Here is a 26,379-nt window from a genome sequence, read left to right on the forward strand (position 1 = left end):
AGGTTCACTCCTTCACGGAAGCTGGGGTTGGCGAGGCGGAACGCGAGAGGGTCCAGCCGCCGAGCAGGCGATCGAAGAGGGCATTGACATAAAGGCCGTTGGCGAGATGGACCCTGAGGCCCGCCGCCGCCGGATGATAGGCCCAGAGCGGGAACAGCGACTGGGCCACCGCCACCACGCCGAAGGTGACGACGGCGAGCAGCATCAGTGTCCACTCGAGCGGACCGGGCTGCGGTGTTGCCGGCAGCGTGCCGAGCATCAGGTAGTCGGCGATCCACTGGAGTGCGAAGTAGGCCGTGGCAGCTGCGATTGCGTACAGTGACGTTCGCCAGGTCAGAGCACGCGGCGCCGCGTCCGCAAGCCCCTGGGCGATGAGATAGGCGACACCGAATATCAGGATCGCACCGAGTGCGAGCGCCTGCGGTGGCTTGCCTGCGAAACCGAAGAGCAGTCCAATCACAGCATAGATGGCGAGTGCTGCAAAGAAGGCGCGACCGACAGCTTTTGCACTGGGAACTGTGACAGGGCCGGGACGCCTGATTGAAGAGACTGTTTCAATCGCGGAGCCGGACGATAGAAAAGCATGGGCCTTGTAAAGCGAGTGGGCCACGATGTGAAGAAGCGCGATGGGAAAGAGCGCCAGACCGCATTGCAGGATCATGAAGCCCATCTGCGCGACCGTCGACCAGGCAAGTGAGGTTTTGACCGCCGATTGGGTGAGCATGACAACACTGCCGAAGACCGCTGTGAAGCCCCCGACCATGACCAGCACCGCAAGCACGATCGGTGCCTGCAACAGGACGTCGGCAAAGCGGATGAGCAGGAAGCCGCCGCCGTTGACCACACCGGCATGCAGCAGCGCGGAGACCGGGGTTGGCGTTTCCATCACTTCTGTCAGCCATCCATGGGTCGGGAATTGCGCGGATTTGACAAGCGCGGCGATTGCGAGCAGCGCAGCAGCACCTATGGTCAATGGCAGACCTTCGCCCTCCCGCGCAGCCGTGAGGATCGTCGCAATATCTGCGGTTCCGAAGGTGACGGCGAGCAACACCATGGCACCAACCAGAGCAAGGTCACCCATCCGCGAAACGATGAACTTCTTGCGGGCCGCTCGCTGGGCAGCGATTCGCTCCGGGTAGAACAACAGGAGTTGGTGCAAAAACAGGCTAGACGCGACCCAGCCGACAACAAGCTGCATCAGCGTGCCGGATTGCACGAGGAAAAGAACGGCCGCGAGCGTCGCGGTCATCCAGCCAGTGAATGGACTTTGTCGTGCCTCCCCGTCGAGGAAGGTACCGGCGTAACGCAGCACGACCCAGCCGATGAAGGAGACGAGCAGAAGCATCACCAGACTGACGAGATCGAGTCGGGACGCGAACGTGAAGTAGCTAAAGCCGATAGGCGGGCTGGTTTCTGGGCCGTGCAGAGCCAAAACAATGCAGGACAAGACAGCAACTCCGAATGCGCCGATTGCCGACAGCTCTGCAATGCAAATTGCAACGCGGGGACGAAGGCCCGGCGCCAGGAAACAATACAAGGACGCAACGGCGAGAAGCATCGGCGCTATCAGCGGCAGACTAACAATCATGAACGATCTCCAGTTGGGGCCGACACTTTTGGAAAGCGGCGTCGATCTGACGGAGGTGTTATCAGCTGTGTAGCTCTGATAAAAATTCATTGTTTCTGCAAATTCGTTCTATAAAATAGAAGAATGCTTGAGCTCAATTATCATCATCTCCGCTATTTTCGTGCCGTCGCGCATGACGGCAACCTGACGCGAACCGCCGAACGGCTAAACCTGTCCCAATCAGCGCTGTCGACCCAGATAAAGCAATTGGAAGAGCGCCTCGGCCACGCACTGTTCGAACGTCGTGGCCGACAACTCTATCTGACTGAGGCAGGTCGCATCGCGCTCGACCATGCCGACACGATCTTCGCGGCCGGCGAGGAACTGGTCGAGACATTGAAGGAAACCGGTAGGATGCGCCGCGCAATTCGCATCGGCGCGCTCGCGACGCTGTCGCGCAACTTTCAGATGGAGTTCCTGCGCCCCATCCTCGGGCGCTCCGATGTCGATATGATCCTGCGTTCCGGCAGCACCAGCGAGTTGCTGGGCGGGCTCGAAGCACTAAACCTTGACATCGTCCTCTTGAACCAGGCGCCAAGAACGGATTCTGTAACACCCTTCATCGCCCAGCAGCTCTACCAGCAACGGGTAAGCTTGATCGGCAAACCGTCCTACGGAAAACCTGACGCAAGCCTTGCTGACCTTCTCGGGGAATATCCCGTTATCCTCCCAACGCTGGAAAGCGGTGTACGCGCGCAGTTCGAGGCGCTCGTCTCACGGCTCGGTATCATGCCGCAAATTGCAGCAGAAGTGGACGACATGGCGATGATGCGTCTTCTCGCACGCGAAGGAGTTGGTCTTGCCGTTCTGCCGCCTATTGTCGTCAAAGGCGAACTGGAGGTCGGCACGCTGATCGAATTCGACGCGTTGCCAGGCATGATCGAGTCCTTCTACGCAGTAACCGTGAAGCGTCGTTTTCCCAACCCCCTTATAGCACCTCTCATCAACCCAACGGGTGCGCGGGGCACACCAAGCGAAACCGTTCTATTAAAAAGAACGAAAACACCAGAATAATGTATTTTTAACAAGGAATTTTGCGCGCTAGAAAAGCCCACCATTAGCATTGGTCAGAGCGGGCGAAATGAAATCTCTGGGTTTGTTCGGGACAGAAAATTATCGAGCCGGAGAAGGTGATGCAGCGTCCAAGCTCACGTCGTTAATCTGTTCATCCCTCGCGTCCCGAGCAGCGCTCGGGACGATGCACGGAAAAGCAGATGCCCTGTCGCCATCCTTTGCCAACATCGGCGTTGATCTCGTCGTCCCGAACGGCCTGGATACCGATGCTTTTGGCACATTCACTGGCGAAACGAAAAGACAAGGAACCATGCTGGATGCCGCGAGGGCAAAGGCAAGGGCTGCTGCGACCTTGACTGGCCTGACAATTGGTATTGGAAGTGAAGGATCTTACGGTTCACATCCGTTCGTTCCGTTCATTCCGGCAGGTCGTGAACTTCTTGTGTGGCACGATACGGGATCGGGCATCGATATTATTGATATGATGATCGACGAAACTCCCAGTTTCGCTCATCGGGATATAAAAGACATCGCTGAGGCTGAGGACTTTATTCGAGCAATCGACTTTCCTCGTCAGGCTCTTGTTGTCAGCGTGGTCGGCGCAAAATCTATCTTAGCCAAAGGCGTACGAGACCAGTCGACGTTGATCGATGCGACGAGGCGCGCGATCTCTTTGTCGCCAACTGCGCAAGCTCGCCTCCAGACAGATATGCGGGCGTTCATGAACCCCCGGCGGATGGTTGTCATCGCTAAACTCGGGGAACTCTTCACAAAGCGTCTTACAACCCTGTGTCCCGATTGCAACCATCCAGGGTGGGGTTGGGTGGGCATCAAAGGTGGGCTCCGCTGCAGCGCTTGTGGCTGCCGGACGCAATTGCCGTCCCACGATGTCATGAGTTGCGTGGCCTGCCATGCCGAGCAGCTTGTCGAGCGATCAATCGGCGCGGAAGCGGATCCCACATTCTGTCCTTCCTGCAACCCTTAGCCAGCATTCAAGATATCTTACGCTTCTGGGAGTAATGCTATGGCAGAGCCCTTTGACTGCCCTAGATCGCCTATTCTCGCAATTTGAGGAAATCCTATGTCCGAAATTCTTTTGCTCCTTGTTGAAGATGAGGCCCTGCTGCATATCGTTCTGGAAGAAGCTCTGACAGAGGGTGGCTTCCAGGTGGTCGTTGCCAATAATGGAACGCAGGCAATTGAAGAACTCAACAAGGACGCAGAGCGTTTTAAAGGTGTTCTCACGGATATCAGGCTGGGTGCTGGTCCAAGTGGCTGGGATGTCGGCCACAGAGCCCGGGAACTCGTGCCCAACATGCCAATTGTTTACATGAGTGGTGACAGCAGTTTCGAGTGGTCTGCCAACGGCGTTCCGAACAGCTTGATGATTGGAAAACCATTCGCCAACGTACAAATTCTGACGGCAATCTCACAGCTCATAAATGAGAGCAATGTCTCAGCTTGAGAAGTACTTATGCGTCCTGGGTTAATCCCGCTTTTTAACGGGTTGCGTTACTACGATGCGAATAGCGAGATAACCGATTGCGGAGAATAGTATTCAGTTTCGGTTGAAGTTACCTCATTTCGTCTGGGCTCACCAATGAAGTCAAGGATTTCCAAACGTTTCCACGCCGCGCAAGCGTCCAGCGACGGCCAACAATTTCAGAGGCCGGATGTCAGCTTCCTTGCTTGAAACAGCTCAGCGGAAAAATCTCCAATCAGCCAAGATTTCAACACCGGCCGAAATCCTAAGTGGGATTCTGCGCCGGCGGCACGGATCCAAAATAAGGACGGCGCTCCAGTTCCGAGGATTGAAGCGCGCTTCTCAGACGCAACAGATCTTTACGCGCGATCAGGCCCACTAGCTTGCCAGAAGCCAGATCGACGATCGGAATACGACCAGTTTCCGCGGCGAGCATAAGGTCTGCGATGAAGGCAACCGTATCATCGGTGTGGCCCACTGGAATTGACCCGTCGGAAACCCGGTCTGCCAGAGTTTGATCCGCAAGCTCCTTGTCTCCCTGCCAGCGAAGTGCATCGGCCCGAGACACGACGCCGACCAATGCCCCGTCAGCTTCGACGACCGGATAGATCCGATGCGTTTTCTCCTCGGAGGAGAGGAAGTTGCAGGCTGCTCCGATGGTCATGGAGGCAGGCAAGGTATCGACCTTACGAACCATGATGTCAGCAGCGCGTGTGAATTCAAAGGGGTCGATCCCATATTCGCGCGTGATGTGCTGGCCGCGGCGAGCAATCTTTTCGGTAAGAATCGAGCGACGAAGCAGAAGAACGGTTACGGCATAGGCGGTGACCGTGGCAGCAAGCAAGGGCACGAGAGCGCTGATGTCTCCCGTAATCTCGACCGCGAAGAATGTCCCGGTCAAAGGCGCCCGCATGGTCCCACCAATCATCGCTGCCATACCGAGGAGCGCCCAGAAACCTGGATCTCCGGGAAAGACAAGGCCAACCAGCCAGCCGAGAGCGCCACCCAGAATGAGAAGTGGTGCAAGGACACCACCGGAAGTTCCAGATGACAACGCGACCAGCCAGATTGTCGCCTTCACAAGAAGGATAGCAAGGACGGCATTCGCAGCGATATGGTTGGAGAGAAGATCTGAGATGATGTCGTAGCCGACGCCAAGCGCACGCGGTTCCAGGAGGCCACCCAATCCAACGATCAAGCCGCCGATGGCTGGCCACCACATCCAATGAATTGGGAGTTTTTCGAAGGCATCCTCGATCTTGTAGAGCAGCGTCGTCAGCACGCCGGACTGAAGGCCCGAGATGATGCCCATCGCCGCGCACAGAAAAATACCCCACCAGGGAAGATGAGCGTGGAAATTCGTCGGAAAAAGTGGACCTGGATCAAAAAGGAAGGGCCGCCAGCAGATCGCGACGCATGCCGCGACGGCCACCGGAATGAAGCTTCGCGGCTTCCATTCAAACAACAGCAATTCCACCGCGAGCATCAAAGCGGCAATAGGCGAGCCGAAAATTGCCGTCATGCCGGCTGCGGCACCAGCGACCAGCAGCGTTTTACGTTCAGCCGCACTCATATGGAAGAATTGGGCAAATAAAGAACCGATAGCGCCACCCGTCATGATGATTGGGCCCTCAGCGCCGAACGGTCCGCCAGCTCCGATCGAAATCGCTGAGGACAGCGGCTTTAGGAGCGCAACCTTGGGCGACATCCGGCTGCCACCAATCAAGATGGCCTCTATCGCTTCGGGAATACCGTGGCCGCGGATTTTTTCAGAACCAAAGCGTGCCATCAAGCCTATGATTAGCCCGCCGATCACGGGTGCAGAGACCATCCAGAGCGACCGTGGAGCATTTGCCAGGGATGATGGCTCAGTGCTGAAGTGCCCAAACCACACGACGCTTGTCACAAGTGCGATCAGATTGACGAGCACCCACGCAGCCAACGCTCCTCCTGTACCGACGATGATCGCCATGCCGATCAACAGAAGAACGCGCTTGTCCGTTGTGAAGTCACCGGCTTCCCGCCGGGCAAGCCCACCGGTGAAATCATGTTGGCGATGCGGCGGTCTCGTTTCAGGGTTTATCAACGCGAATTCTCCCGGTCCGGCTGCACTTCAGCGCGTCACATTTCCTTATCGAGGCGCAGATATATCGTGCTACGATATAAATCAATGATTTTGTTGGTCGTGGATTCTCGTCGCCATGATAAAAAAAGGCTGGGAAAGCTTTTCGCCGGAAGCCATTGATGTCCGAGCCTTCACCCGGGACCGACTAGAGTAGATCAGGGGACGGGAGGTGCCGGATGAGTTCAACGAAACGGAGAGATGGTGGGAAGTGAATAGAGACACCCTGAGCGAAAGTGACTATGAGGCGCTCGCCAACCTGCGTTTCACACTGCGAAAGTTTATGAATTTCAGCACATGCGCTGCCCAGGACGAAGGCCTCCCAGTCCAGCAGCACCAGGCATTGCTTGTAATCAAGGGACATACTTTAGATGACCCTATGACGATTGGAGTGCTGGCGAGCCGGCTACTGATTGCGCCGCACTCGGCAACTGAGCTTGTAGGTCGCCTGAGCGCCGCCGGTCTGGTGACCCGAAATTCCGACCCCACGGACAAGCGACGACAGACATTGGAGTTAACGGAAAAGGCCGACGCGGTGCTGCTGCGGTTAAGTGCAGCTCATCTCAAGGAGGTGCGCGACATGGCCCCCGAACTCATAACGATTCTTCAGCGTCTGCAAAACGACTTTAAATGAGGTCCCAATGGGCGTGGTGCGGAAACCCAACGTTGCACCGACCATAATTTGGGATAGGGCAGCACGTGGCAGAATGCTGGTGAGGTGGAAATTCGATCTGTCGCCAACGCCACTTTCTGATTGTCAGAAGCGCCGAACAGTTCCTTTTTAAATTCAGGTTTGTTTCCGAGAGCTGGTCCCTGTGACGGCCAGACTGCACGCAAGATCGGATATTAGGTCCTGCTCGGCTTCCAGGCCAATCGAAACTCGCAGCAGGCTGTCATTGATCCCTGCAGCCAGACGGGCTTCCTCACCCATTCCGGCGTGGGTCATGGTCGTTGGATGGGCGATCAGACTTTCCACGCCGCCGAGCGACTCGGCGAGAGTGAAGACTTTTAATGCAGTGACGAAGCTGCGCACCGCCTCCAAGCCTCCCTCCAGTTCAAAACTCAGCATGGCACCGAAACCTTTTTGCTGACGCAGCGCGAGCTCCCTGCCGGGATGGGTGTCCAGTCCGGGGTAGTGGACCACCCGGACCTCAGGCCGCCGATCGAGAAATGCCGCCACTGCAGCGGCGGTCTTTTGCTGTTGTTCGATCCGCGGGAAGAGGGTTCTGATTCCACGTAGGGTTAGGTAGGAATCAAAGGGCGAGCCTGTGACGCCGATGAGGTTCGCCCAAGCTTTAAGTTCTTCTACATCGCGGGAATTGGCCGCAATTACTGCGCCGCCCACGACGTCGGAGTGACCATTCAGATACTTTGTTGTAGAATGAACGACGAAATCGGCTCCCAGCGCAATGGGCTGTTGCAGCGCAGGCGACAGGAAGGTGTTGTCAACGACAAGACGGGCGTTGGCGGACTTCGCGCGCTCCGCAATAGCTTTGATATCAACCACCCGCATGAGCGGATTACTTGGTGTTTCAACCATCACCAGTGAAACACGCCGTTGCAGGGCTGCATCAAACATGGCCGTGTCCTGCTGATCGACGAACTCTACTTCGAAATGACCTCGGTCGCACAGAGCCCGGAGCAGTCGGTATGTTCCGCCGTAACAGTCGTGTGGCGCAATGACGCGATCGCCGGGTTTTAAAAGACTGAGAATCAGATTCACGGCCGCCATTCCCGATGATGTCACCACGGCTCCCGCTCCGCCCTCAAGCTTTGCTAGTGGTATTGTCACATAAACGCAGCGTCAGTGAATTGGGCATAGAGACGGGGGATGAAGAGCCCTGCCGTCAGCTACAAGCGCCACCGTTTCCCGCATCAGATCATCTCGAATGCGGTCTGGCTGTATTTCAGGTTTCCGCTGAGCTTACGCCTTGTCGAGGAAATGCTGTTGGAGCGCGGAATTGTCGTCTCGTATGAAACGATCCGGCGATGGGGTCGGAAATTCGGGCCGGCCTACGCAAAACAGCTTCGTCGCAGGCGACCTTCGCGCCAGGATGTCTGGCATCTGGACGAGGTGGTGATTTCCATCGCCGGCAGAAAGCACTGGCTTTGGCGTGCCGTTGATCAAGATGGCTATGTTCTCGACGAGATTGTTCAGAGCCGACGCGATACGAAGGCTGCCAAGCGACTGCTTATAAGTCTACTGAAGAAAGCAGGTATGCCGCCCAAGCGGATCATCACCGACAAGCTCCGCTCGTATGGCGCAGCCAAGCGTGAGGTTATGCCGGCTGTCGAGCACCGATCCCACAAGGGGCTCAACAATCGAGCGGAAAACTCCCATCTGCCACTGCGGAAACGGGAGAGGACGATGCAAGGTTTCCGATCAACGGGAAGTCTGCAGCGCTTCATCTCCATCTTCTCCGCGCTTCGAAATCTCTTCGTCACCCCACGTCACAAACGATCCGCACTGGCCACCCACATTCATCGCATCCGCGCAATGGCGCACTGGAAGGCTGTCACCGGTGCGGCGGCTTGATAGCAGGCTGCCTGCGACAAAGACCGCTCAACGCTCGATAACGTGACAACTCCCACCAACATCCTGTAGGATCACCGGCATGGTCGCGTCTTTTGTCTTATCGGTGATCCAGTGGCTGGTCGGGCGTCCCCACATTGCCTATACCGCGCGGTGTCCTGCTTGCGCTCTCCGAGTCCATCCCGATCATTGGCGTGGTTGCTCCGGGCACGGTGCCATCCTTGTCCTCAGCGCGCTCGTGCCGAGCGGTGTTCTAGTCCTCTGGCCCTTGTTGGCCGCAGCAATTCTTGGCGCGATCTTCGGGGACGGATTGTCCTTCTGGCTCGGTCACCGGTACCATCGTCAAATCCTCGCCATCTGGCCGCTCAACCGCTATCCGGAACTTATCGAGCGTAGCGAAGCCTTCATTGTCAAGTTCTGCACCTCTCCTGCCTTAGCCGCGCTGTCAATACACTTCGATTGGACCGAATCAACCTTTGGGGAACATTCTATCTAGCCCAGGGTTTCCATGCGAAGGAGACCAACATGCAAATCCCCCCACCGACTCATGAACTTGGAGATATGCAGCGTACGATGGAGTGCGAAGAGCTTGTCCACCCCCTTGTGGACGCGATCATATCTGGAGCCGCATCATCCGGTTGGACCGTAGAGGAGGCGCTGATGGCTGTCGAGGAAGTAGTGAAGGATATCAGGACGAACAGACCCAGCGGGCAGACAGATAGGGAAGGCGCCTAACTTACTGTGCCTAACGTTGTGGGGCAGATTCTATGTGCATCCTTTTCCGTCTTACGCGTTGCCAGACATCTGTATGTGGAGCAAATGAATCATGAGCGGCAGAAGTGAAAAACCGAGTAAGCGGGCCCTTTCGAGGGGTAAAAACGAGATCGACGAATATTTCGCGGAATTAAAGAGCGCGGAGTTTGATAACCACGATGCCCCTGAGCCGATTCAAGGTAAGGCGGGCCTCTCCGATATCGAAGAAATTCGCCGGCTCATGGCTTACGTAGCCCATCTCCGAGAAAGAGTTTCGGAGCTTCAAAAACCCGCGATCTCCTCGTCCGCGAAACAGCTGCGCAATTCTATCAATGCGCTCATTGGCTTCACAGGCACGATCGGAGTGGTTATTGTTTTCGGTATTATCGCCAGACGTCTTTCGAGATAGACGTAAACTGGTATCTGCAAAAACGAGAATAAATGCCGCAGGACCAGCTGCGGCAAATAGATTCATTTTTCTTCCTGTCGTGCCCCTGAACAGTTCCGTGCTGACAGAAGCCAACGCCTCGTGAAAGAGTTTAGAACTGGGCAACCGAATACGCGCGAGCCGCGATTTTTTCATAGTCATCCAATATTACTTCATGTCCCGCGACGAGGCTCGCCGCAATACGCAATAGAGCTTTCAGATGCTTCTTCCCTCCGTAGCCAACGATCGGCGCAGCAGGCTTCATTGGCGTATTCAAAATCCCCGGAAGTAGTTGCCGCAGTTCAGCGAAGTTCGCGAAGTGCTCGTCATTTTGTCCGTCCAAAAGCAGGGTTTCGGTTGGCGCACCCTGAGCAAGGATTACTTGATGCCCATCGAGTAAAATATGGAAGTATTCGACAGCGTTTATCCCCTCAGGTAGAGCTGGGGCAATGGATGCCCCATTTACGAGGTCCATCACCCGGATCAAAACCCCGTCAACAAGCAAAGCATGCCCCGGCGATAAATAAAGGTCGCTATGAGGCACTTGTCCGTCCAAGGCATGTCGTCGGATTCGAATTGGCATCACGTTTTCGGCCGCGGAATAACGGGTGGGCTTGTAGGTTCGACGACCAATCCACCGGACGGGCATCGCTTCCCCATTCACCGTCGTTATCAAGTCCCCGATGGAAAGCTCTTCGACGTTTACTTCGCCGGCCGGCGTGGAGAGGGTGGTCCCGCGCAGAAAGCAATTTGACCCGTGTTGTCCTTTTCCCTCATGCTTGCCCCAGTTTCTCCCCATGCTGTTGGCGTTTGAAGGTGATAGAATCGAGCCTGCCGCGGTTGTTACTGCGGCAACCCTGGCGCCCGCGGCTGCAGCAATGCCCAAGAAATGGCGCCGTGCCAGCTGCGTCTTGAGTGAGCGATCACTGGGAGTGGGCATTTTTTTCTCCATCGTTGATGTTGGAGAACGATAGATGCCTTACGTCCAGAATAGAGCCTGTTAAAAGTGCGTATGTTTATCATCCGACCGAGCGATTAGATGAACCGTTGGGCGATATCGCAAATTTGGACATCCAAAAGGTGGCTTGATGTGAAGGACCAAAGTCCATCGTGGGCTTGCAAAGGTCCTATGTATCAACTACGCCGGAACCGATTGGTAAATCACCGGTTCAACCTTCGCCGTGGATTGCATAGACACGGCGGCATGGCCACCCCCAGTTAGACCCGTCGTGCTTTTCGAGCGGCGGGTCATCCTGTCTCATAAAGCTAAAGAGATTTCGTAAAAATGCGTCCCTCTCACGTAACGTCACCGGGCCCGTAATAGACTTTTGTCCAGACAACGGACCATTCATCCGAGCCGCCTTCATCATAGACGTAGCGGCCATCCCCGGAGAGCTCTTCGCGCCAAGGATCCATGGTCAACCATGCCGGCGGGGCTATTCCGGGTAACTTCAACAACTGAAGAACGTCGTGAAGCTCCGGCAGCGTTGTGACCTTTTGTACGTCCTGCAAACCGCTAGCTCTGATTGTCCAGGCATAATGCGTCATCGTGCGGTTTCCTTCCAGTCGGATCGACGCGGTGATGGAGTATTGGCCCTACCTTGGATGAAGAAGCCTCCACTGTTTCTGGCCTGCCGAGACGCGACACGCCAACCGCTCGCCCTTACGTTCCTAGAGGCAACCGCCTTCGCGTCCATACGTGGACGGTCTGGGCCCGAATGATTCTCAATTACGAAAACGTAATGCATGATCAAACGACCTTGCCGATCGGCTCCATGGTTTCCACCAGCCTCTCAAGCGCGCAACCTCGGTCATTCAAAATATCGAGGAGGGCTCCGATCTGCACCGGGCGAAGCAAAACCCTATAGACAATCGTATACTGCGGAAGCTTTCGAGTGGGATCTTCGAGGAGGAAGAGACGATGACGACGCGCTTCTTCATAGGCCCGAGCTTCGTCCGACACATAGGACAAGGAACTCCCAGCTCCTAAGGTGTAAGCGTAAATCGTAAATCCGTCGGGCATTTCAGACCTCGTGATACCTAACCTTCTTTTTTCAGCGCTGGCGCTGATCGCGAGACACCCCTACTGTCAATATAACTCTTGAGGAGCATCCCTCCATCCGGCTTCGGCCCTCTAACAAGCCAAGACCTTTGGAATGAATTTCAAGGCAAAGGTCCTAGCGAGGTTGCAAACAACGAGTTTTTGCCCCAAATTTGTTTAAACGACAGGTCCTTTTGTTATCGCGCGAGATTCACCCCCACCACAAAACGGCTCATGCCTGGACGAGATAGAGAACAGGTTGGGATGGGGGTAAAACGATCAGGTCCCGTTGACGATCTGCGCGGTCAAATTCAGAGTATACAGCGCTATGGTACGCATGCCTGCGTGCTTTCAGGTGATGGGCGCTAGATAGCTTCGCTCGGAAGGAGTCCCACATGACGACGGGCCGAAAATTTGTCCAGTCTCAACTCGGCATTCTCTTGAGCGTATTCCTTGCGGCAACGCCCTACACAGTGAAGGTTTCGGGTTTTACCCTTGAGCTTGCCCCCCATTCTGTTTTTGCAAAAGATGGCAATAACGGAAATGGAAATGGCGGCGGCAATGGAAACGGTGGGGGCAACGGGAACGGCGGCGGCAATGGCAATCAGGGCGCGGGCAAAAGCGAGACCCGGGGAAACTCCCAAGGCGCGAAGGGTCAGGGTTCGCAAGGCAAGACCGGTTCTGCAGGACTATCTGTTCGCCATAGCGACGGGATCAGCGAGGTCGTGCGCAATGGCCGATATATCATGAAGGATTCCAAAGGGCGCACTATCGTGAACCGGCAGGCCACCCTCGCAGATGAGATTCGTCTGAGATTTCTGCATTAAAACTGATGGCGTGCGTCTCGAAGACATTCGGCGGCCCTGAACTCGGGGATTTGCAGCAAGTTGGATTACTGTTTGCCGGTCGCGCCTTCAAGTTTTGACTGGAGAAATGCCATTGGCTCCTTGATCGTGATCGGCCCTCCAGACGTTAGAATCCGCGTGAGTTTGTGCTCATCTGCCGGATAAATGACAATCAGCTGATTAACGTTCACGTATATTTTTTCATCGGTATCAGATGTCAGCTCAAGCCACATGGCAGCGCTCCTAGGTCGTCTCGTTGAAACCACTTTTGACGCGGCCCCTGGACTACGCGAGGTCGAGCTGTGAATGGTGCACGCTATTTGTTCTGCTCGAAGTGAGGGCTGCCAACCGGCAAGACCACCGTTACCTGTCGTTTAGGCGGTCCGGCCATGCTCGTGGAGAGCACTGCCAGGGTCAGTCCGGCCATCACAAGAAAAATAACGAAGAAAACCCCGCCTAGTGAGGAACTGGACTTTGGCGTGTGTTGATATGACATTTGTTGATCTCAGTGAGGGGCGGGGGGCAGGCGTGACGAAGCAGGGCGGCACGTCGCGTACCGCCCTGCCAAAATTTAGGCGAACCCAATAAACGACAGGATTGCGCCGATGATTACAATTGCTCCAACGAGCCAGATCAAACTGTTCATTGCATATCTCCTTCACGGCGATCATGTCACCGGACCGGTTACCGTTACTGGATCACCTGGACAACAGTCCGTGTCTGTGGGTCGACGATGACACGCTGCTCATTGACGATCGTGTAGGAATAACGGGGATCCTCCGCGATCGGCATCAGAACCACCTCTTGCGGTAATGGCTTCCCGACGACGATAGGCTGTTCGAGGACAACTGAACGCTGTACAGGCTGCTGTCGAACGTAGGTGACAACACGTTCCGGTGGGGGATCAATGACAGCGCCCGCGATCGCGCCGGCGACGCCACCAACTGCAGCGCCCACGGGACCGCCGACGATTGCGCCAGTGATCGCACCACCAGCCGCCCCGGTAACTGCGCCGTCTTCTGCAACAGCGGCGCCGCCGAGCAGCATTGTGGCGAGGGCTGATGCGAGAATGAGTTTCGTTTTCATAACAGGCTCCTTTTTCCGTTTACAGCAGCACAACGTCATCCTTGGAAAGCTGTTCCCGCCTAGGGCTACAGTCCGGCTTCTATGAGACGAACGCCAGAAAATGGTAGGGCTAAAGTCCTGTATCGACACAGTAAACGTCGGTCCCAAATCATCCTGGGGAACAAATTCCGGTGCGTTCTATTCACGGTGGATTGAACATAGGAGCCGACGATGGACACAAGTTTGCATGAAGCCCGCTGGCTTTTGATACCGATCGTGGGACTGATCTTTGCAATGCTAGCGACTGGTCTGCTGGCAGGTTGAACCGCAGCTCCCTAGACGAGAGTGCGATTGCGGAGGACCATCGCAGCTTCCGTTCTGTTGCTGGTGCCGAGTTTTGCAAAAATATGGGTCATATGCTGTTTGATTGTCTTCTCGTGGACGCCGAGCCGGAGCGCTATCCGCTTGTTGCTGAGCCCTTCCGCAACTAGGTCCAGGACCTCGTGCTCGCGGCTCGTCAATTCGTTGATCGGATTGGGCTGCTTTGCCAAGGCGGCGGCCGATGCCATGTTGGAGAGCAGCCGCGCTGACAGGGTCGGGGATACATATGTCTCCCCGGCAGCGACCGATTTGACTATGTCCGCCAGCACCCGTGATCCGACGCCCTTTAAAACATAGGCCTTCGCCCCCTTGTCCAGGGCGCTCATGACGTCGTCGCTTGTTTCCGAGACTGTCAGCATCATTATCTTTTGCTCGGAGTTGATTTCCAGGATAGGCAGGATCGCATTCAGCCCACCGCCTGGCATCGAAATATCCATGAGCAGGATGTCGGGCTTCAGGGCGGCGCATATCTCAAGCGCGTCCTCCCTTGTTGAGCCTTCACCAACTATTTTGAAACCTTGGACTTCCGAAAGAATTCGCATGACGCCTTCACGGAAAAGCGGGTGATCGTCGATGACCGCAATTGTTATCTCTGCCATCACGAGGGCTCCATTTCATCTAGGTTTAAGGACATGCACAACTCGGTTCCCCGGTCAGATGTCTTCAATTCAAATGTTCCCCCAAGGCTTTCAACCCGTTCTCGCAGGCCCGACAAGCCAAGGCTGGACGTTTTCATTTTGGTTGGGTCAAAACCTGGACCGCGATCGCCGGCTTTAACAGAGACAGTTTTTCCCTCGTAGGTCTGGATGACATATTGCCCCGCGCCTCCGCCATGACGATAGCCGTTGTTGAGCGCCTCCTGCAGAAACCGGAACACGCAGATTTTCGCTGAGATCGAGAGTTGGGGAGATGTCGGAGATAGGGACAGCTCGACATGCGTGCCTGTGCGCTCACTATGGGCTTTGAGCGCGCGTTGAATAACTTCCCGAAGGTTGGCGCCTTCTATCTGCGGAAGCACGAGACCGCTGCAGATCGTCCGGATTTCTTGCATCGCATCATCCAAACTGGATTTGATCGATGTGATTTCCGAGTCCCGCACCGTCCGCGAAGTTCGGGGATTGCTGATAGCCTCGCTGTCCACCTTCAGTGCTGCCAGGGCGACAAGCTGTGCCGGTCCATCATGAAGTTCCGCCCCCAGGCGTCGCAGATACCGTTCATTGAGGGCTGTTGTGCGCTCGCTCGCCCGCTGGAGCTTCGCACTCAATTCGCCGTTTTGCGACAGAAGTTCAGACAGCTCTTGAATGCGACGCTTCAGCGCCTTGTCCTGACTGTCGATGATCTTGCTGCCTCTAAACACGAGGGCCGACAGAATTGCGAAAAAAGACATCGTGAATGCTATGACAGCGAGCCAGCTCTGCAAGCGGGCGTGGTTCAGACTTTGCTGAAGGTCGATGGCGATTTCATAAAACTCCAGGACGCCGACGACCTCACCCGACCAAGGCTGGAGGACCGGATTGTAAATTTCGAGCACCGGCAGGCCGCTATCGCGCACGGTCTCACTGCCTACATCGTCGGCGTGGTCGAATTCGGCAACCATCGTTCCTGTTAATGCCGTCTGCAGTCCATCGCTGATCGGTAGTTTTCGTCCGATCAGAGCTTTTTCGTTTGAATATAGAATAGTGCCATCGGGACGCCACAGACGAAACGACAATAGCCGTTTTCCCAGTGTGCCCTGGCCCAAAGTCTCGTCGAGTGCTCGTTGCACCGATTCGCTGAGGTCGTTGTTGGTTTGCATGTCTGGTAAGAGGGGCGCAATGACACTGTCGACGTATAGAGCGGTCGCAGCCCCGGTATTCCTGGTGACTGCAGCTTCAATCAGACTGGTAACGAACGCTCCGACTATGATCGTCGCCCCGAGAGACACCAAACCTCCGATGAGGAGAAACTGTTGGGCCAGACTGGGGGTATTCCAGCGGTAACGCTCCGCGAACAACCGCATGATCGATTCAGCTCCCAAACGCACGATGTTACTCCGGCGCGCTATCAATCGTCACAAAGTAAGGCGTCGAGGCTATTCGTCAATAACGCAGGACCGACAGAAAAAGTATACGTCGCAACGTCGAAGGGGGAATTGCTGAGCCGAAGCTGCCGTCTTAAACCTTGTGTAACGTTTCCGGGTCGCTCCAGGTAGACGATCTGGACTTTCAGCGCGTTAAAGACGGCTGCATATCCGCCAGGTCATCGCTTTTGAACACACACCCTTCCTGGGACTGGAATCCGCTGACACTTTCGTGTCAGCCGGACCTGGAGCACCGCCGAGCTCGATCCCTGGACTAATGTCGCCGCCCGCATACGACCAAAGCCTAAGGCGCGCGGGTTGGATATCGGCCAATATAACCCCGAATGGCAAAAAAACCGGAGCAAGTCATGCTGATGAAAGCCGATCCGTCCTGGTGTCTCTTCCTTGAGCGCATCCATCCAACGTCCCTCGATGAGGAGTTTACTGCGATCGAATTCGAACTGGCTTTTGCCATCAACATCCGGACGGCCCTGCGGCTGGTGGAAGCCACGCCTGCCTGTCGCCGTTTTGCCGATGTCGCGATAAGCAACGCGGTCAACTATAGCTGTTTACGGTACAGCAGGAGAAGTACCGGGGTTCTGGCCGATGCCCAACGCGCAATCGACGAGGCGTTGTGGCGCTTCATAACGGAGCTGGGCAGTTGTAAAGTGAAGGCGAAGGCCAACCCGGAACGCACCTCTGTCTACTCGACCCAGAAAACCTATCGCCGGCATGCAAAGCCTGCGATTTTGCGACCGAGAAGCCCTGTCGCCGTCCTGGCCGGGTGAACAGTTCTAAAACCGAAGGACGCCCGGTCTGCCCCGCCACAAAGCCTGCATCCCGTAACTGCAACACATTAACGTATAGCAAGGCGGGTTTCGGTCTTTTCGTGCTCGTGGAGCTGATCCATGCTCGGGCGATTCGGCAAAAGGAGCCTGGTTCGCTACGCGGCCTTTACTGAGAATGACGACCTCGTCGCAGAACGAGATCGTGCTACGGTGGTGGCTGATCACGATGGTGGTGCGGCGGCCGGCCCTTGATCTTAGGGCCATAGGTGATGTTTTCCAGAATGGTCCCATCCACCAGTTCGCGATCCTGGCTGGCAAGGGCAATCTGGCGCCGCCACTTCGTGGGATCGATTCTGTCCAGCGGTATCCCGTCAACGAGAATATGTCCCTGATCGGGCTCAACAAACCGACACAGAAGATTGACGATCGTCGTTTTCCCGGCACCTGATCGACTGATGATCGCAGTCGAGCAACCCGGGCGGATTTCAAACGTGGCGGCACGCAGCACGACCGGTCGCTCGCCTGAGCCGGGATATTTGAAGGTTACGTGGTCGAATTTGATCTGTTGGTGTAAGCCCCGGGCCGACTCGTCCCTGCCGGCGGCGGCGGCTTGTCGGAGGCATCCAACAGCCATCAGACCTCTTCAAGAGAGCCGCTCCAACCCTGCATTTGGCTCCACGCCAGATGCATGGCACGCATGTGCGGCTGCAACCGGTAGAGCAGAGCGACGAAAGCCACGATGACCGGAACGCTCACCTCCAACAGCCATCACGACCGCCGCCAGAAGGAGAGCTGAGTGCAGCAGCAGAAAAATGTGCGTATAGCACCACCGTGACGGCAATGGCCCGAAGCCCATCCAACTGCCGGTCCCGTGTATTCGGCATAGACACCCCTCGGCGATCAGCCTTTATCAGACGCTCTCCTCGATAGTGCCCACTCGCCAGTGCCGTTCTGGCCGCTCATTGGATTTCCCGTCTTCTGTGTCGTGGAGACATGTAAAGCGTTGAGGCGGACCCTGAGACTGTCGGGCGAATTCGGCCGAACTTTGTCCCGAGCAGCTTGATCAGCGTCTGGTCACATTAGTTTCTAGTTCGCAGTATCCAGTTCGGCATGGGGCGCCGGCTCCGGAAGTGTGTCGCGGATTTGATCGATCTTGCCAAACTCGGGTCCGACACCGAGGATATCCTTGGCCCTATCCAGAGCGTAGTCGGTTACAACACCGTCCTTCGTGAAGCTGGCGAGCGCGTCGCGCAATGCCTCGTCGCTCAAGGCCGGATTAGTCGGAACAACGTCGGTGCCATTCTCGGCTTCAAACTCCGCATAGGCGATTGCATAGGCTGAAACCGCCGCCATGCGAGGATCATTCGAATTCAGATATGCATGATAGTTGCGGTTGAGCGAGTTTATTCCGGCAGTGTTGGAGTGGGCCGCCTTCACGTTGACCGTCTTTACCGATTTTTCCGCCTCGATTGCTTTGTCGGATTTCTTTCCGGATGTGAAAAGCGACTTCAGCGTCGGATTGCGGTCGGTGCGGTCAGCCTTTCCTTTTTTATCTGAGCGGGCGTCACCCGATTTACCGTGGTCGGAGCTCGCGCTACTGCCGCGGCCTCCTCCGTTGCCGTTGCCACGTCCGCCTCCGCCGTCGTTACCGTTGCCATCTTTTGCGTAGGCTACGCCTGTGATGCCAAATGTAGCGACTGCGGCTGGGGCCAGCGAGATGGTCAACGCGACGACGCTACGGCCGATTATTTTCGTGATAGACATAAGTCTCTCCATTCAGCTTTCGCGACCCACTCTGTAAGGACGGGTCACCTTCAGTGTGAGACTAGTTGGTGCGGGGGATCGGTTCTACCGGCCCCAGACCATTACTGTTGTGTCTAGGACCTAGGTCTGGTCGATTTTCCACAAAGGTCCGGCACGCATCCAAAGGAAAAGGCGCGCCACTGATCATCCACCGGGGCACCGGTGCTTTCGATGCGCACCCGGAAGAGATTGCCCCCCGCATTTGTCCTCCGCGCATCGCCACGATACTTCGGTTACATCACCGGCGAAGTGTTGCCAGTCGTCGACGGTTACTGAACGGCATTGCCAACCATCGTCATTATGGTCTGATACAGCTCTTTTTCGGCCTGTCCGAGCGTCAATGTCGCCCGATCGCAACAGCAATAGGAGAGGGCTCCAAGCGCGTCTCCCAGAAACCGGCAACGGCGATGGTGTCGCGCCGGCGACGGGGCTAGGGCCGTTAGGGATTTGCCGCTGAAGCTACGTCGTTCCTATTTGCTGAAGAACGATGCGCAATGAGCTTTGTCCGTCTCGCCATCAGCGAAGGAAATGACCAGTGGGGGGTCGATGATGGCTAATCCTGGGCCATGGGGCGGAGCAGCGGCGTCACGCGACGGATTTGTCACCCAGCGGTTCTGGTGCTCGGCCTCCCGTGTCCGGACCTTGAGGAAGGGCTGCTATAACCTTGCGTCTTTTCGCGGGGGGTGACGGCGGCGATCCCAGCCACACTGGCTTGACGCTGTCAGCATCGATCGTGAGTCAAACACGCGGACAAGAGGTCCGCCGTCAGTTCTGCCGGAGAATGCCAGCGTCACGCGCAGCGAATTCAAATGCAGCGCGGGCTTCGGCGTTCGTGTTTGTTCCCGCCAGAGCACCCAGGCACGCGCGCCGGGCATTGGCATGGCTGGCTCCTTTGCCCTCCGGCCATTGCGACAACAGGTAGGCGAGAGCCTGGCGCGGATTTCGGACGACGTCAAAATGATCCTCGCACTCTTTTTTTACCTCGACGTTTGCATCCCAAATCGTTGTGTTCATAAAACACTCCTTTATCCAGTTGCTTCCAGCATAGTTAGCTCGGCGCCTCACGAGACTCGTAGAGCGTGTTTCATCGTCGCCATGAACGCCGGTTTCGGATTCCGGAGACATCGTCCGTTACATGGACAAATGCAAATCGGTAGACGCTTTGAGACTGCCGGCCTTTTGGATTGATACCAGGTCCACGATGCGAACCCTGACTTCTAGGTTTCAGGGAGATGTCGCTCACGCCTCAAAGAAGTTTGCAGAGAAGGTACCCCGACAATTGACGACCGTGTTAGAAGGGTCGAACGTTCGATTTGGCCATCATAATATGGCTGGGGCGCCATGTTCATTGGATCTTCCGGATCCAGACCTCCGGCAAAGCCGAGGCGCAATCTCATAAGTACTTCTTGCATGGCCTGCACCGTCTCGACCGACTCCCACCCTTTTCTTGTCGCTTCGGCGATGATCTCCTGCATAATGCGTTCTATGCACTCCTGAAATTGCAGGTCACGATCCGGATGGTTTTCGCATAGTTTCGGGGCTTCGATATGCATGTGTTCCTCCTTGAATTCTAAGGGGTCAATCCTGTTCCCTCGCCGACTGGGTAAAATACCTTTGGTGGACGGTGCCCGTCCTGCAGCGCAGGTTACGGACACCGAGCATTCCGTTCCATCTCAAGGGAATGTTTCGCGGTTGCCTCCGGTAAAATGCCTCCCTAATTCTGGGCTACGGGACGCACAAGCGGCGTGACGCGACGGACTGTCACCCGGCGGTTCTGTTGTTCGGCTTCCTCTGTGCGGACCTTGAGGAAGCGCTCGCCATAACCTTGCGTCACCAGGTTTTCAGCCGGGATGTCGTAGACTTCGGTCAGCAGAGAGGCGACCGATTCGGCACGTTCGTCCGAGAGTACAAGGTTCGGCTCGTTGCCACCGACCGCATCGGTATGACCTTCGATGAAAAAGGTTTCACCGGGATCTTTCTTGATCACCTGCAGCATCGCGTCTGCAACTTTCCGCAGGGTGTTCGCCTGCGACATTGGCACTTCGGCGCTGCCCGTGGCAAAGGTGATTGTATCAAGATCGATACGACGCACTTTGTCACGGATACGGGCGGAGTTTCTCACCTCATCGATCGAGTAAGTGCGCTCGACTTGTTCCACCGGCGGCTCCGCAAGGAAGTCATAGTAGTCACGATCGGGCTCGCTCGACGTGTCGATGATGTAGTCGCGAACCGGCACGCGCAGGCGCATCGGGGGCAGGTCCAGGCCGACATCGTAAAGTGGCGGACGTGGATCGTTGTCGGTCTCGGGCGCATAGATCATCAGATACTCGCGTCCGTCCTGATCGATGCGTGAACGCTGCATGATATCGCCGTAGCGATTATAGATCGTCACGATGCGAATACCGTTTGGCCGTTGGATGACCTCGCGGGACCGCCCGCGTGAGAGTTCTTCATAATAGGTTTCCCGGGCGTTGAGGCGTAGGCGCGGACGGTCGTCGCCCCGCACGATGATCTGGTCGCCAAAATCGAGAACCACCCTGTTGTCGCGGCTGTCGTTAATCCGCGGCGGGCGGCCGTCGTTGCCGGTAAAGGCATCAATCAAGTCTTTTGCGTTGAATTCCGGAACGCCATCGACACGGCGACCTTCTTCCTTGATGTTTCCGTCCAATTCCTCGCGGCTTGGACTACGGTCATTGAGGCGCGACTGAGCTTCCTCATCCGATTTCGGAACCTCGACATTCTCTTCCTCTGCGCGGGCTCGCTCACGCTGCTTGCGGCGCGTTTCGCGGGCATCGCCGTCGGCGTTGTCGGCATCCTTGTCGCTGTCGAGAACAGCGGCACCGTTGTCGACGGGCAGCACAATCGTATCGTCGGAAGCTGCGGGATCGCGGGCAACTTTCTGCTTTTCTTCATTGCTGCGCGGATCGACGAGGTCCGGGATAGGCTTGGGGCGAGTCTCAGTCGCATCGGCATCAATTGCCGGGCGCAGATCGCCTTCAGCCACCGGCTGCTGTCCGTCTTCTTGTTTGGCCGGGGCTTTCTGCTCGGCGCGAATACGGCGGTTTTCTTCGGCAGCCTTCTGAGCAGCCTCCTTCTCACTGGAAGGCTGAGCATCCTTCTGTTGCTGGCCTTCTGCATCCTGGCGCTTCTGGCGCTCGGGACGTGCCGTCGCCCGTTCCTTTGCAGTCTTGGCCGCCTCGTCATCGGCTGCAGGCCGGGGTTCCTCCTGCTGTCGCCGGTCGGTATTTTGAGACTTCGCGCGCTCAGCAGGCGCCTTGGCCTTCTCATCAGCTGCCTTGCCTACGTCGTTCTCGCCGGAGGACTGGATTTCTTCCTGCTGTTGCTGTTCCGCCCGCTCGCGCTTGTTCCGCTCGGCACGGCTCGGTTGTTCTTCTTCAGGCGGCTGTGCTTCCTGCTGCTGCTCGGGCCGCTGGCGCTTTTTGGGCTCAGCGCGGCTCGGCTCACCGTCCTCGGCAGCCGGCTCCTCTTGGGACTGTTCGGCACCTTGCTTGCGCTTCTTGCGCAACAGTTCCTCCGGTGCCTGTTCACCGCCGTCCTTTGAGATGCCGCCTTCCTGCGCGACTTCAAACGGCTTCATCAGGCTGTCTGCTAGAGCAGGCTGGACCCCGACAGACATCATCAGCATCGGAAATGCGACGGTCGCAAAAAGTCTGGATCGAATGGTCATTATATTTCCTTCTTCAGAGGTTTGGTTAAGACCACAGGCCTTCAGCCTTCTTCGTTCGTGATCCTTGAAAATATCCTGCGTTGACAAAGCTCACCCACGATTGGCGGCATCCAACGCTCGCGATCAATCTCGTGGTGACGGGAAACACCCAGGTGTGTCGATAACCGCGCACCGACTTCGAGGCTAAATGTCGGAGAAGACGAGCACCGATTAACGCGTCAGCAGCACGGGGTCCGGAATCTCTTTGTTACGCATTCCACGGCCGGAATTCATTCCCCGGCCGTTCCTCGTCTTTTGCAGATTGATGCTGTTCAATATGGGGAATTGCACAGGCGCCTCGGCCCGTTGTAGGGCTGATAAGTGTTGTCGTAGGCTCGGTAGCTGCGGTAACGATTGGCGCACCACTCCACATGACTGCCTCCGTATCGCACCGGCCGATCTGCAACCGCTCCACCTATAATGGCGCCGGCGGCAAATGCACCCAGCGGAAACCATGCGCCGTTATATCGACGATACCCGCGGCGACGTTCGTAATATCCACGGTGGCCGTTGTAGTAAGCCTCATTCCCACGCCGGTAAAATCCGTCGCGTCTGCGCCAGTCACCATCGCGTCGGCGATATTGTACGACTTCAACATCTTGCCCGAGTTGAGCGATTTGAGTGTACCGAGGTCCCGTAAAAGCTTCTGCGGGCGCGAATGAGGTCGCGAACATTGCGACCGAAAGCGCGAGGGGCGCGATATTCAAACCTAATATTTGCATCGTTTTAGCCTTTCAATATGCCGTTTACTTCACCGCCACTTGAACGACCCACCTCCGCCTATGTTCCGTAAATCCAGCGTCCGGGACCTTTGCGCTTCCGACACAAGACCTTAGTCCGGTGTGGCATCGACCGATGCCCGCTACCTGGTAATCGCCGGGCTCGACCCGAGCCGAAACGAATCCCGCGTTGGTCACGAAAAAAGATCATGGCAGAACTGCATGCCTTCCCTCACGCGCATTAGGCACTAGATTGGATGAGGAGACATGAAAGCGATATGAATGCCCGGCACCGAGGACGATTCAAAGCCAAAACGTGGTCGCGGAGCGCCTGACTCCGGGAAGGCGGATACTCCGCAAACAGGTCCTGATGAAGCCGAAAAGTCGCAGCCCGCGAACGTTGAGGTATCTGCGCAACCAACCGATGCAGTCATCCTTTCCACCGCGAAAGAGGATCTGGGGCCACCCTTTGGACGAAGCCGGCCAGCAGTTCAGCAACTCGCATCTGCACTGCGCCATGATGTTGGGACGATATGGCGGCGCACGACGGCTTGGCTTTTACACGCGTTAAGAAATCTCAAGGAACAATCTCAGAATCTCAATACCTCGCGGCCGGGCCTGAGACGTGAAGTTTTCTTGTCACGCCTTTCGGTACGTCCAGCAAAGATACGGGCTCTGCTTCCCGTAAAACTGTCCTTCAAGAAGCTTTTCAAACGCGTGAGATGGCGCTCCTGGCGCGCTATTTCGACGTTGGTTTTGCTAGGCTTTCTTTTGGTTTCGGCCAGCCTTCTATTCCTGGCGCTGAAGGACGTCCCGTGGCGGGAAATAGCCGATGGAACTCTGAAGCCAACCACCGTGCTCGTGACCGCGGACGGGCAGCCATTAGTGCGGCAGGGTCCTTTCCAGGGACCGCTGGCACGATACGCACAGTTTCCGCCACACCTGGTCGATGCTGTTCTCTCAATTGAGGATCGGCGGTTTCTGGATCATTATGGTATAGATCTAAGGGGCATCTCACGCGCGTTAGTCAGAAATTTCCAGGCCGGTGAGGTCGTGCAAGGCGGCAGCACGATTACCCAGCAACTGATCAAGATCCTTTACCTGGAAAGCGACCGGACACTGAAGCGCAAGATACAGGAGGTGGTTATCGCCTTCTGGCTGGAATGGAAACTGGGCAAACGAGAGATCCTTACCCGATACTTGAATTCTGTTTATCTTGGTGCTGGCGCGACTGGGATGCCTGCTGCCGCACGAATCTATTTCGACAAGGATATCGAAGCCCTCGATATCAGGGAGTCCGCCATGTTGGCAGGTCTTTTGAAGGCACCGAGCCAGCTAAACCCGATCGATAATTTCGACGGCGCCCGGCAACGGACGACAACCGTGCTAGACGCGATGGTGGAAAATGGCAAACTGAAGCCAGATGTGGCCAAGGCGGCGAAGGCCGAATTTGCTGCGCTCCATGTCACCGCTCCGACGCCTCGCGCGGGCAGTTGGTTTGCCGATTGGGTCTCAGGACAGGCGCGTGAAATAGCAGGTCCGTCCCCCGGCTCGATGACGGTCCGGACGACACTGATACCCCGTCTGCAGCAAGCCGCAGAAGCCGCAGTAAAACGCGCCCTTGATGAAGAGGGAGTGACGCGCGGGGTATCGCAGGCCGCGTTGGTCGCAATGACGCCCGATGGAGCAGTTGTCGCGATGGTGGGCGGACGCGACTATAAAGCCAGCCAGTTTAACCGCGCTGTCGCCGCCATGCGGCAGCCAGGGTCTACGTTCAAGCTATTCGTATTCTATGCAGCCTTGAAAAAGGGCTTCACTCTCGGTGATCGGATTGACGATCGCCCAATCGAGATCGATGGCTGGTCGCCGGAAAACTCGAGCGGCAGATATCGTGGCCGCGTAACCCTTGCGGAAGCCTTCGCTCGTTCCCTCAACGCCGCCACCGTTGCCCTAGCACAAGAGGTCGGAATCGATAACGTCGCAGCCGCAGCCAAGGAACTCGGAATTGATGCAGTTCTGGCCAAAGGTCCAGCACTTGCTCTGGGCGCCTCGGAGGTCAATCTGCTTGACCTGACAGGAGCCTACGCATCCGTGCGCGCCGGACGTTCCCCGATTGTACCTTGGGGCGTCATCGATTTTCAGGCGGAAGCGCAGCCGCGCGCTTTCCGTATCGGACCACAGATCAAACCTTCGGTGGATATTTCCCAGTACCAGCAGTACCTGGTCACGTTGCTCCAGTTGGTCGTGGAACGAGGCACGGGACGTGTGGCATCCCCGGGCGTCTTTGCAGCTGGCAAGACAGGCACCAGTCAGAACAATAGGGATGCGTGGTTTGTCGGATTCACGGAGCCACTGGTTGCAGGTGTTTGGGTGGGCAACGACGATGGAGGGCCAATGAAGGGCGTCACCGGTGGCGACCTTCCCGCTCGGATATGGAGGGAATTCATGCAAGTCGGCCTTGCGGAGCCGAGAACAAACCCCGACCTCGGGACGGGTGATATCACCGGCGGAAACGAAGAAGCGCAGTCGTGTAATATTCCCGCCTGCTCACAAAACTATCGCTCGTTCCGCGTTTCAGACTGCAGCTATCAGCCGTATCGAGGACCAAGGCAAATCTGCGAGAAATAACGTTGTGGCGATTACAAATGCACACGCACAATTTCGTCCACCAGCCCACCTTTCGAGATCCGTGGGCACTGGACATGGCGGAAAAATTTGGCCCGTGGAGAGATACGAAGACTCGAACCCCCAAACCTCGTTTTCAACGCCGGAGTAAAAACCGGCCAGGCGGCAGAGCAAAACCAGGCCCCTTTCGGCGCTCGCATGAGACCTCCAAGAGGAGGCGGAAAACGCCGAAGCCATGATGCATGGACAGCACGCGACGTCAACGATGGATCACATGGGCTGCGGCGGTTCTGGTTCGACGCTTGCAGAAGTGGCAGACCGAGTTTGTGTCAAACGCCGTCATCGTGCTGCTTTCGATCTTCCCGAG

At 56.5% G+C, this 26,379-nt stretch carries 24 protein-coding genes and 2 pseudogenes; 10 read left to right on the plus strand and 16 right to left on the minus strand.

Features of this window, described 5'->3' with window-relative positions:
• Positions 1 to 4: 4 nt before the first annotated feature.
• Positions 5 to 1,588, minus strand: a complete 1,584-nt coding sequence (locus ASD36_RS13565) for a proton-conducting transporter membrane subunit (protein ID WP_060511197.1) — start codon at positions 1,586 to 1,588, stop codon at positions 5 to 7.
• A 123-nt stretch (positions 1,589 to 1,711) separates the two neighbouring features.
• On the opposite strand from ASD36_RS13565, the gene ASD36_RS13570 reads away from it, so the two are divergent.
• From ASD36_RS13570 to ASD36_RS13580, 3 genes are all read left to right on the plus strand, one after another.
• Positions 1,712 to 2,641: a LysR family transcriptional regulator gene (locus ASD36_RS13570; protein ID WP_060511121.1), complete on the plus strand. Its 930-nt coding sequence runs from the start codon at positions 1,712 to 1,714 to the stop codon at positions 2,639 to 2,641.
• A 67-nt stretch (positions 2,642 to 2,708) separates the two neighbouring features.
• The gene (locus tag ASD36_RS13575) at positions 2,709 to 3,626 is read left to right on the plus strand and encodes a DUF6671 family protein (protein WP_060511123.1); all 918 of its coding nucleotides are present in this window, start codon (positions 2,709 to 2,711) and stop codon (positions 3,624 to 3,626) included.
• A 96-nt stretch (positions 3,627 to 3,722) separates the two neighbouring features.
• Entirely contained in the window at positions 3,723 to 4,106 is a 384-nt protein-coding gene (locus ASD36_RS13580; RefSeq protein WP_060511125.1) for a response regulator, read from the plus strand.
• A gap of 283 nt (positions 4,107 to 4,389) precedes the next feature.
• On the opposite strand, the gene ASD36_RS13585 is transcribed toward ASD36_RS13580, so the two are convergent.
• Positions 4,390 to 6,207 (minus strand): chloride channel protein, encoded by a 1,818-nt coding sequence (locus ASD36_RS13585; protein WP_060511199.1) that lies wholly within the window; start codon positions 6,205 to 6,207, stop codon positions 4,390 to 4,392.
• Between the two features lie 322 nt (positions 6,208 to 6,529).
• Here ASD36_RS13585 and ASD36_RS13590 point away from each other — a divergent pair, with 322 nt between their 5' ends.
• On the plus strand, positions 6,530 to 6,880 hold the full coding sequence (locus ASD36_RS13590) for a MarR family transcriptional regulator (protein ID WP_082562815.1): 351 nt from the start codon (positions 6,530 to 6,532) through the stop codon (positions 6,878 to 6,880).
• A 153-nt stretch (positions 6,881 to 7,033) separates the two neighbouring features.
• Here the strand turns inward: ASD36_RS13590 and metB are convergent.
• Positions 7,034 to 8,026, minus strand: a pseudogene (gene metB / locus ASD36_RS13595) (cystathionine gamma-synthase); the annotation flags it as partial.
• A gap of 51 nt (positions 8,027 to 8,077) precedes the next feature.
• Here metB and ASD36_RS13600 point away from each other — a divergent pair.
• The 3 genes from ASD36_RS13600 (at position 8,078) to ASD36_RS13615 (ending at position 9,941) form a co-directional block, all read left to right on the plus strand.
• Entirely contained in the window at positions 8,078 to 8,782 is a 705-nt protein-coding gene (locus ASD36_RS13600; protein WP_060511129.1) for an IS6 family transposase, read from the plus strand.
• Between the two features lie 79 nt (positions 8,783 to 8,861).
• Positions 8,862 to 9,275 carry a hypothetical protein gene (locus ASD36_RS13605; RefSeq protein ID WP_060511131.1) on the plus strand — a complete coding sequence of 138 codons (414 nt, stop codon included), beginning with the start codon at positions 8,862 to 8,864 and terminating at the stop codon, positions 9,273 to 9,275.
• Positions 9,276 to 9,605: 330 nt separating this feature from the next.
• Positions 9,606 to 9,941, plus strand: coding sequence for a hypothetical protein (locus tag ASD36_RS13615; RefSeq protein ID WP_060511135.1), 336 nt, complete (start codon positions 9,606 to 9,608; stop codon positions 9,939 to 9,941).
• A 130-nt stretch (positions 9,942 to 10,071) separates the two neighbouring features.
• On the opposite strand, the gene ASD36_RS13620 is transcribed toward ASD36_RS13615, so the two are convergent.
• From ASD36_RS13620 to ASD36_RS13630, 3 genes are all read right to left on the minus strand, one after another.
• Complete coding sequence (locus tag ASD36_RS13620; RefSeq protein ID WP_060511138.1) at positions 10,072 to 10,899, minus strand: Hint domain-containing protein; 828 nt, start codon at positions 10,897 to 10,899, stop codon at positions 10,072 to 10,074.
• Between the two features lie 356 nt (positions 10,900 to 11,255).
• Positions 11,256 to 11,507: a hypothetical protein gene (locus ASD36_RS13625; protein ID WP_060511140.1), complete on the minus strand. Its 252-nt coding sequence runs from the start codon at positions 11,505 to 11,507 to the stop codon at positions 11,256 to 11,258.
• A gap of 202 nt (positions 11,508 to 11,709) precedes the next feature.
• The gene (locus ASD36_RS13630) at positions 11,710 to 11,982 is read right to left on the minus strand and encodes a hypothetical protein (RefSeq protein WP_060511142.1); all 273 of its coding nucleotides are present in this window, start codon (positions 11,980 to 11,982) and stop codon (positions 11,710 to 11,712) included.
• Positions 11,983 to 12,395: 413 nt separating this feature from the next.
• Here ASD36_RS13630 and ASD36_RS13635 point away from each other — a divergent pair, with 413 nt between their 5' ends.
• Positions 12,396 to 12,827 carry a hypothetical protein gene (locus ASD36_RS13635; RefSeq protein ID WP_060511144.1) on the plus strand — a complete coding sequence of 144 codons (432 nt, stop codon included), beginning with the start codon at positions 12,396 to 12,398 and terminating at the stop codon, positions 12,825 to 12,827.
• Positions 12,828 to 12,892: 65 nt separating this feature from the next.
• Here the strand turns inward: ASD36_RS13635 and ASD36_RS13640 are convergent, their stop codons facing one another.
• The 4 genes from ASD36_RS13640 to ASD36_RS13655 form a co-directional block, all read right to left on the minus strand.
• Complete coding sequence (locus ASD36_RS13640) at positions 12,893 to 13,078, minus strand: hypothetical protein (RefSeq protein WP_060511145.1); 186 nt, start codon at positions 13,076 to 13,078, stop codon at positions 12,893 to 12,895.
• Between the two features lie 457 nt (positions 13,079 to 13,535).
• The gene (locus ASD36_RS13645) at positions 13,536 to 13,931 is read right to left on the minus strand and encodes a DUF1236 domain-containing protein (RefSeq protein ID WP_060511147.1); all 396 of its coding nucleotides are present in this window, start codon (positions 13,929 to 13,931) and stop codon (positions 13,536 to 13,538) included.
• Positions 13,932 to 14,245: 314 nt separating this feature from the next.
• Positions 14,246 to 14,893: a response regulator transcription factor gene (locus tag ASD36_RS13650; RefSeq protein ID WP_112834768.1), complete on the minus strand. Its 648-nt coding sequence runs from the start codon at positions 14,891 to 14,893 to the stop codon at positions 14,246 to 14,248.
• Positions 14,890 to 16,290 carry a sensor histidine kinase gene (locus tag ASD36_RS13655; RefSeq protein ID WP_060511151.1) on the minus strand — a complete coding sequence of 467 codons (1,401 nt, stop codon included), beginning with the start codon at positions 16,288 to 16,290 and terminating at the stop codon, positions 14,890 to 14,892. Before ASD36_RS13655 ends, ASD36_RS13650 begins: the two co-directional genes overlap by 4 nt.
• Before the next feature lie 428 nt (positions 16,291 to 16,718).
• Here ASD36_RS13655 and ASD36_RS13660 point away from each other — a divergent pair, with 428 nt between their 5' ends.
• On the plus strand, positions 16,719 to 17,138 hold the full coding sequence (locus tag ASD36_RS13660; RefSeq protein WP_060511153.1) for a hypothetical protein: 420 nt from the start codon (positions 16,719 to 16,721) through the stop codon (positions 17,136 to 17,138).
• A 68-nt stretch (positions 17,139 to 17,206) separates the two neighbouring features.
• Here the strand turns inward: ASD36_RS13660 and ASD36_RS30110 are convergent.
• The 6 genes and pseudogenes from ASD36_RS30110 to ASD36_RS30115 all read right to left on the minus strand — a co-directional run.
• Positions 17,207 to 17,943: pseudogene (locus ASD36_RS30110) on the minus strand (ABC transporter ATP-binding protein); the annotation flags it as partial.
• Between the two features lie 281 nt (positions 17,944 to 18,224).
• Positions 18,225 to 18,902, minus strand: coding sequence for a hypothetical protein (locus ASD36_RS13670; protein ID WP_060511158.1), 678 nt, complete (start codon positions 18,900 to 18,902; stop codon positions 18,225 to 18,227).
• An 804-nt stretch (positions 18,903 to 19,706) separates the two neighbouring features.
• A complete protein-coding gene (locus ASD36_RS13675; protein WP_060511160.1) occupies positions 19,707 to 19,955 on the minus strand; it encodes a DUF982 domain-containing protein in 249 nt (82 codons plus the stop codon).
• 203 nt (positions 19,956 to 20,158) lie between these two features.
• Entirely contained in the window at positions 20,159 to 20,494 is a 336-nt protein-coding gene (locus tag ASD36_RS13680; protein ID WP_060511162.1) for a hypothetical protein, read from the minus strand.
• Positions 20,495 to 20,655: 161 nt separating this feature from the next.
• Positions 20,656 to 22,629 (minus strand): OmpA family protein, encoded by a 1,974-nt coding sequence (locus tag ASD36_RS13685; protein WP_060511163.1) that lies wholly within the window; start codon positions 22,627 to 22,629, stop codon positions 20,656 to 20,658.
• Positions 22,630 to 22,940: 311 nt separating this feature from the next.
• Entirely contained in the window at positions 22,941 to 23,390 is a 450-nt protein-coding gene (locus tag ASD36_RS30115; RefSeq protein WP_082562807.1) for a BA14K family protein, read from the minus strand.
• Between the two features lie 279 nt (positions 23,391 to 23,669).
• Between ASD36_RS30115 and ASD36_RS13695 the strand changes: the two genes are divergently transcribed.
• Entirely contained in the window at positions 23,670 to 26,015 is a 2,346-nt protein-coding gene (locus ASD36_RS13695) for a PBP1A family penicillin-binding protein (protein WP_082562808.1), read from the plus strand.
• Positions 26,016 to 26,379 lie beyond the last annotated feature (364 nt).

Origin of the sequence: Rhizobium sp. Root1334 (assembly GCF_001426665.1) — a bacterium.
Taxonomy (GTDB): domain Bacteria; phylum Pseudomonadota; class Alphaproteobacteria; order Rhizobiales; family Rhizobiaceae; genus Pararhizobium.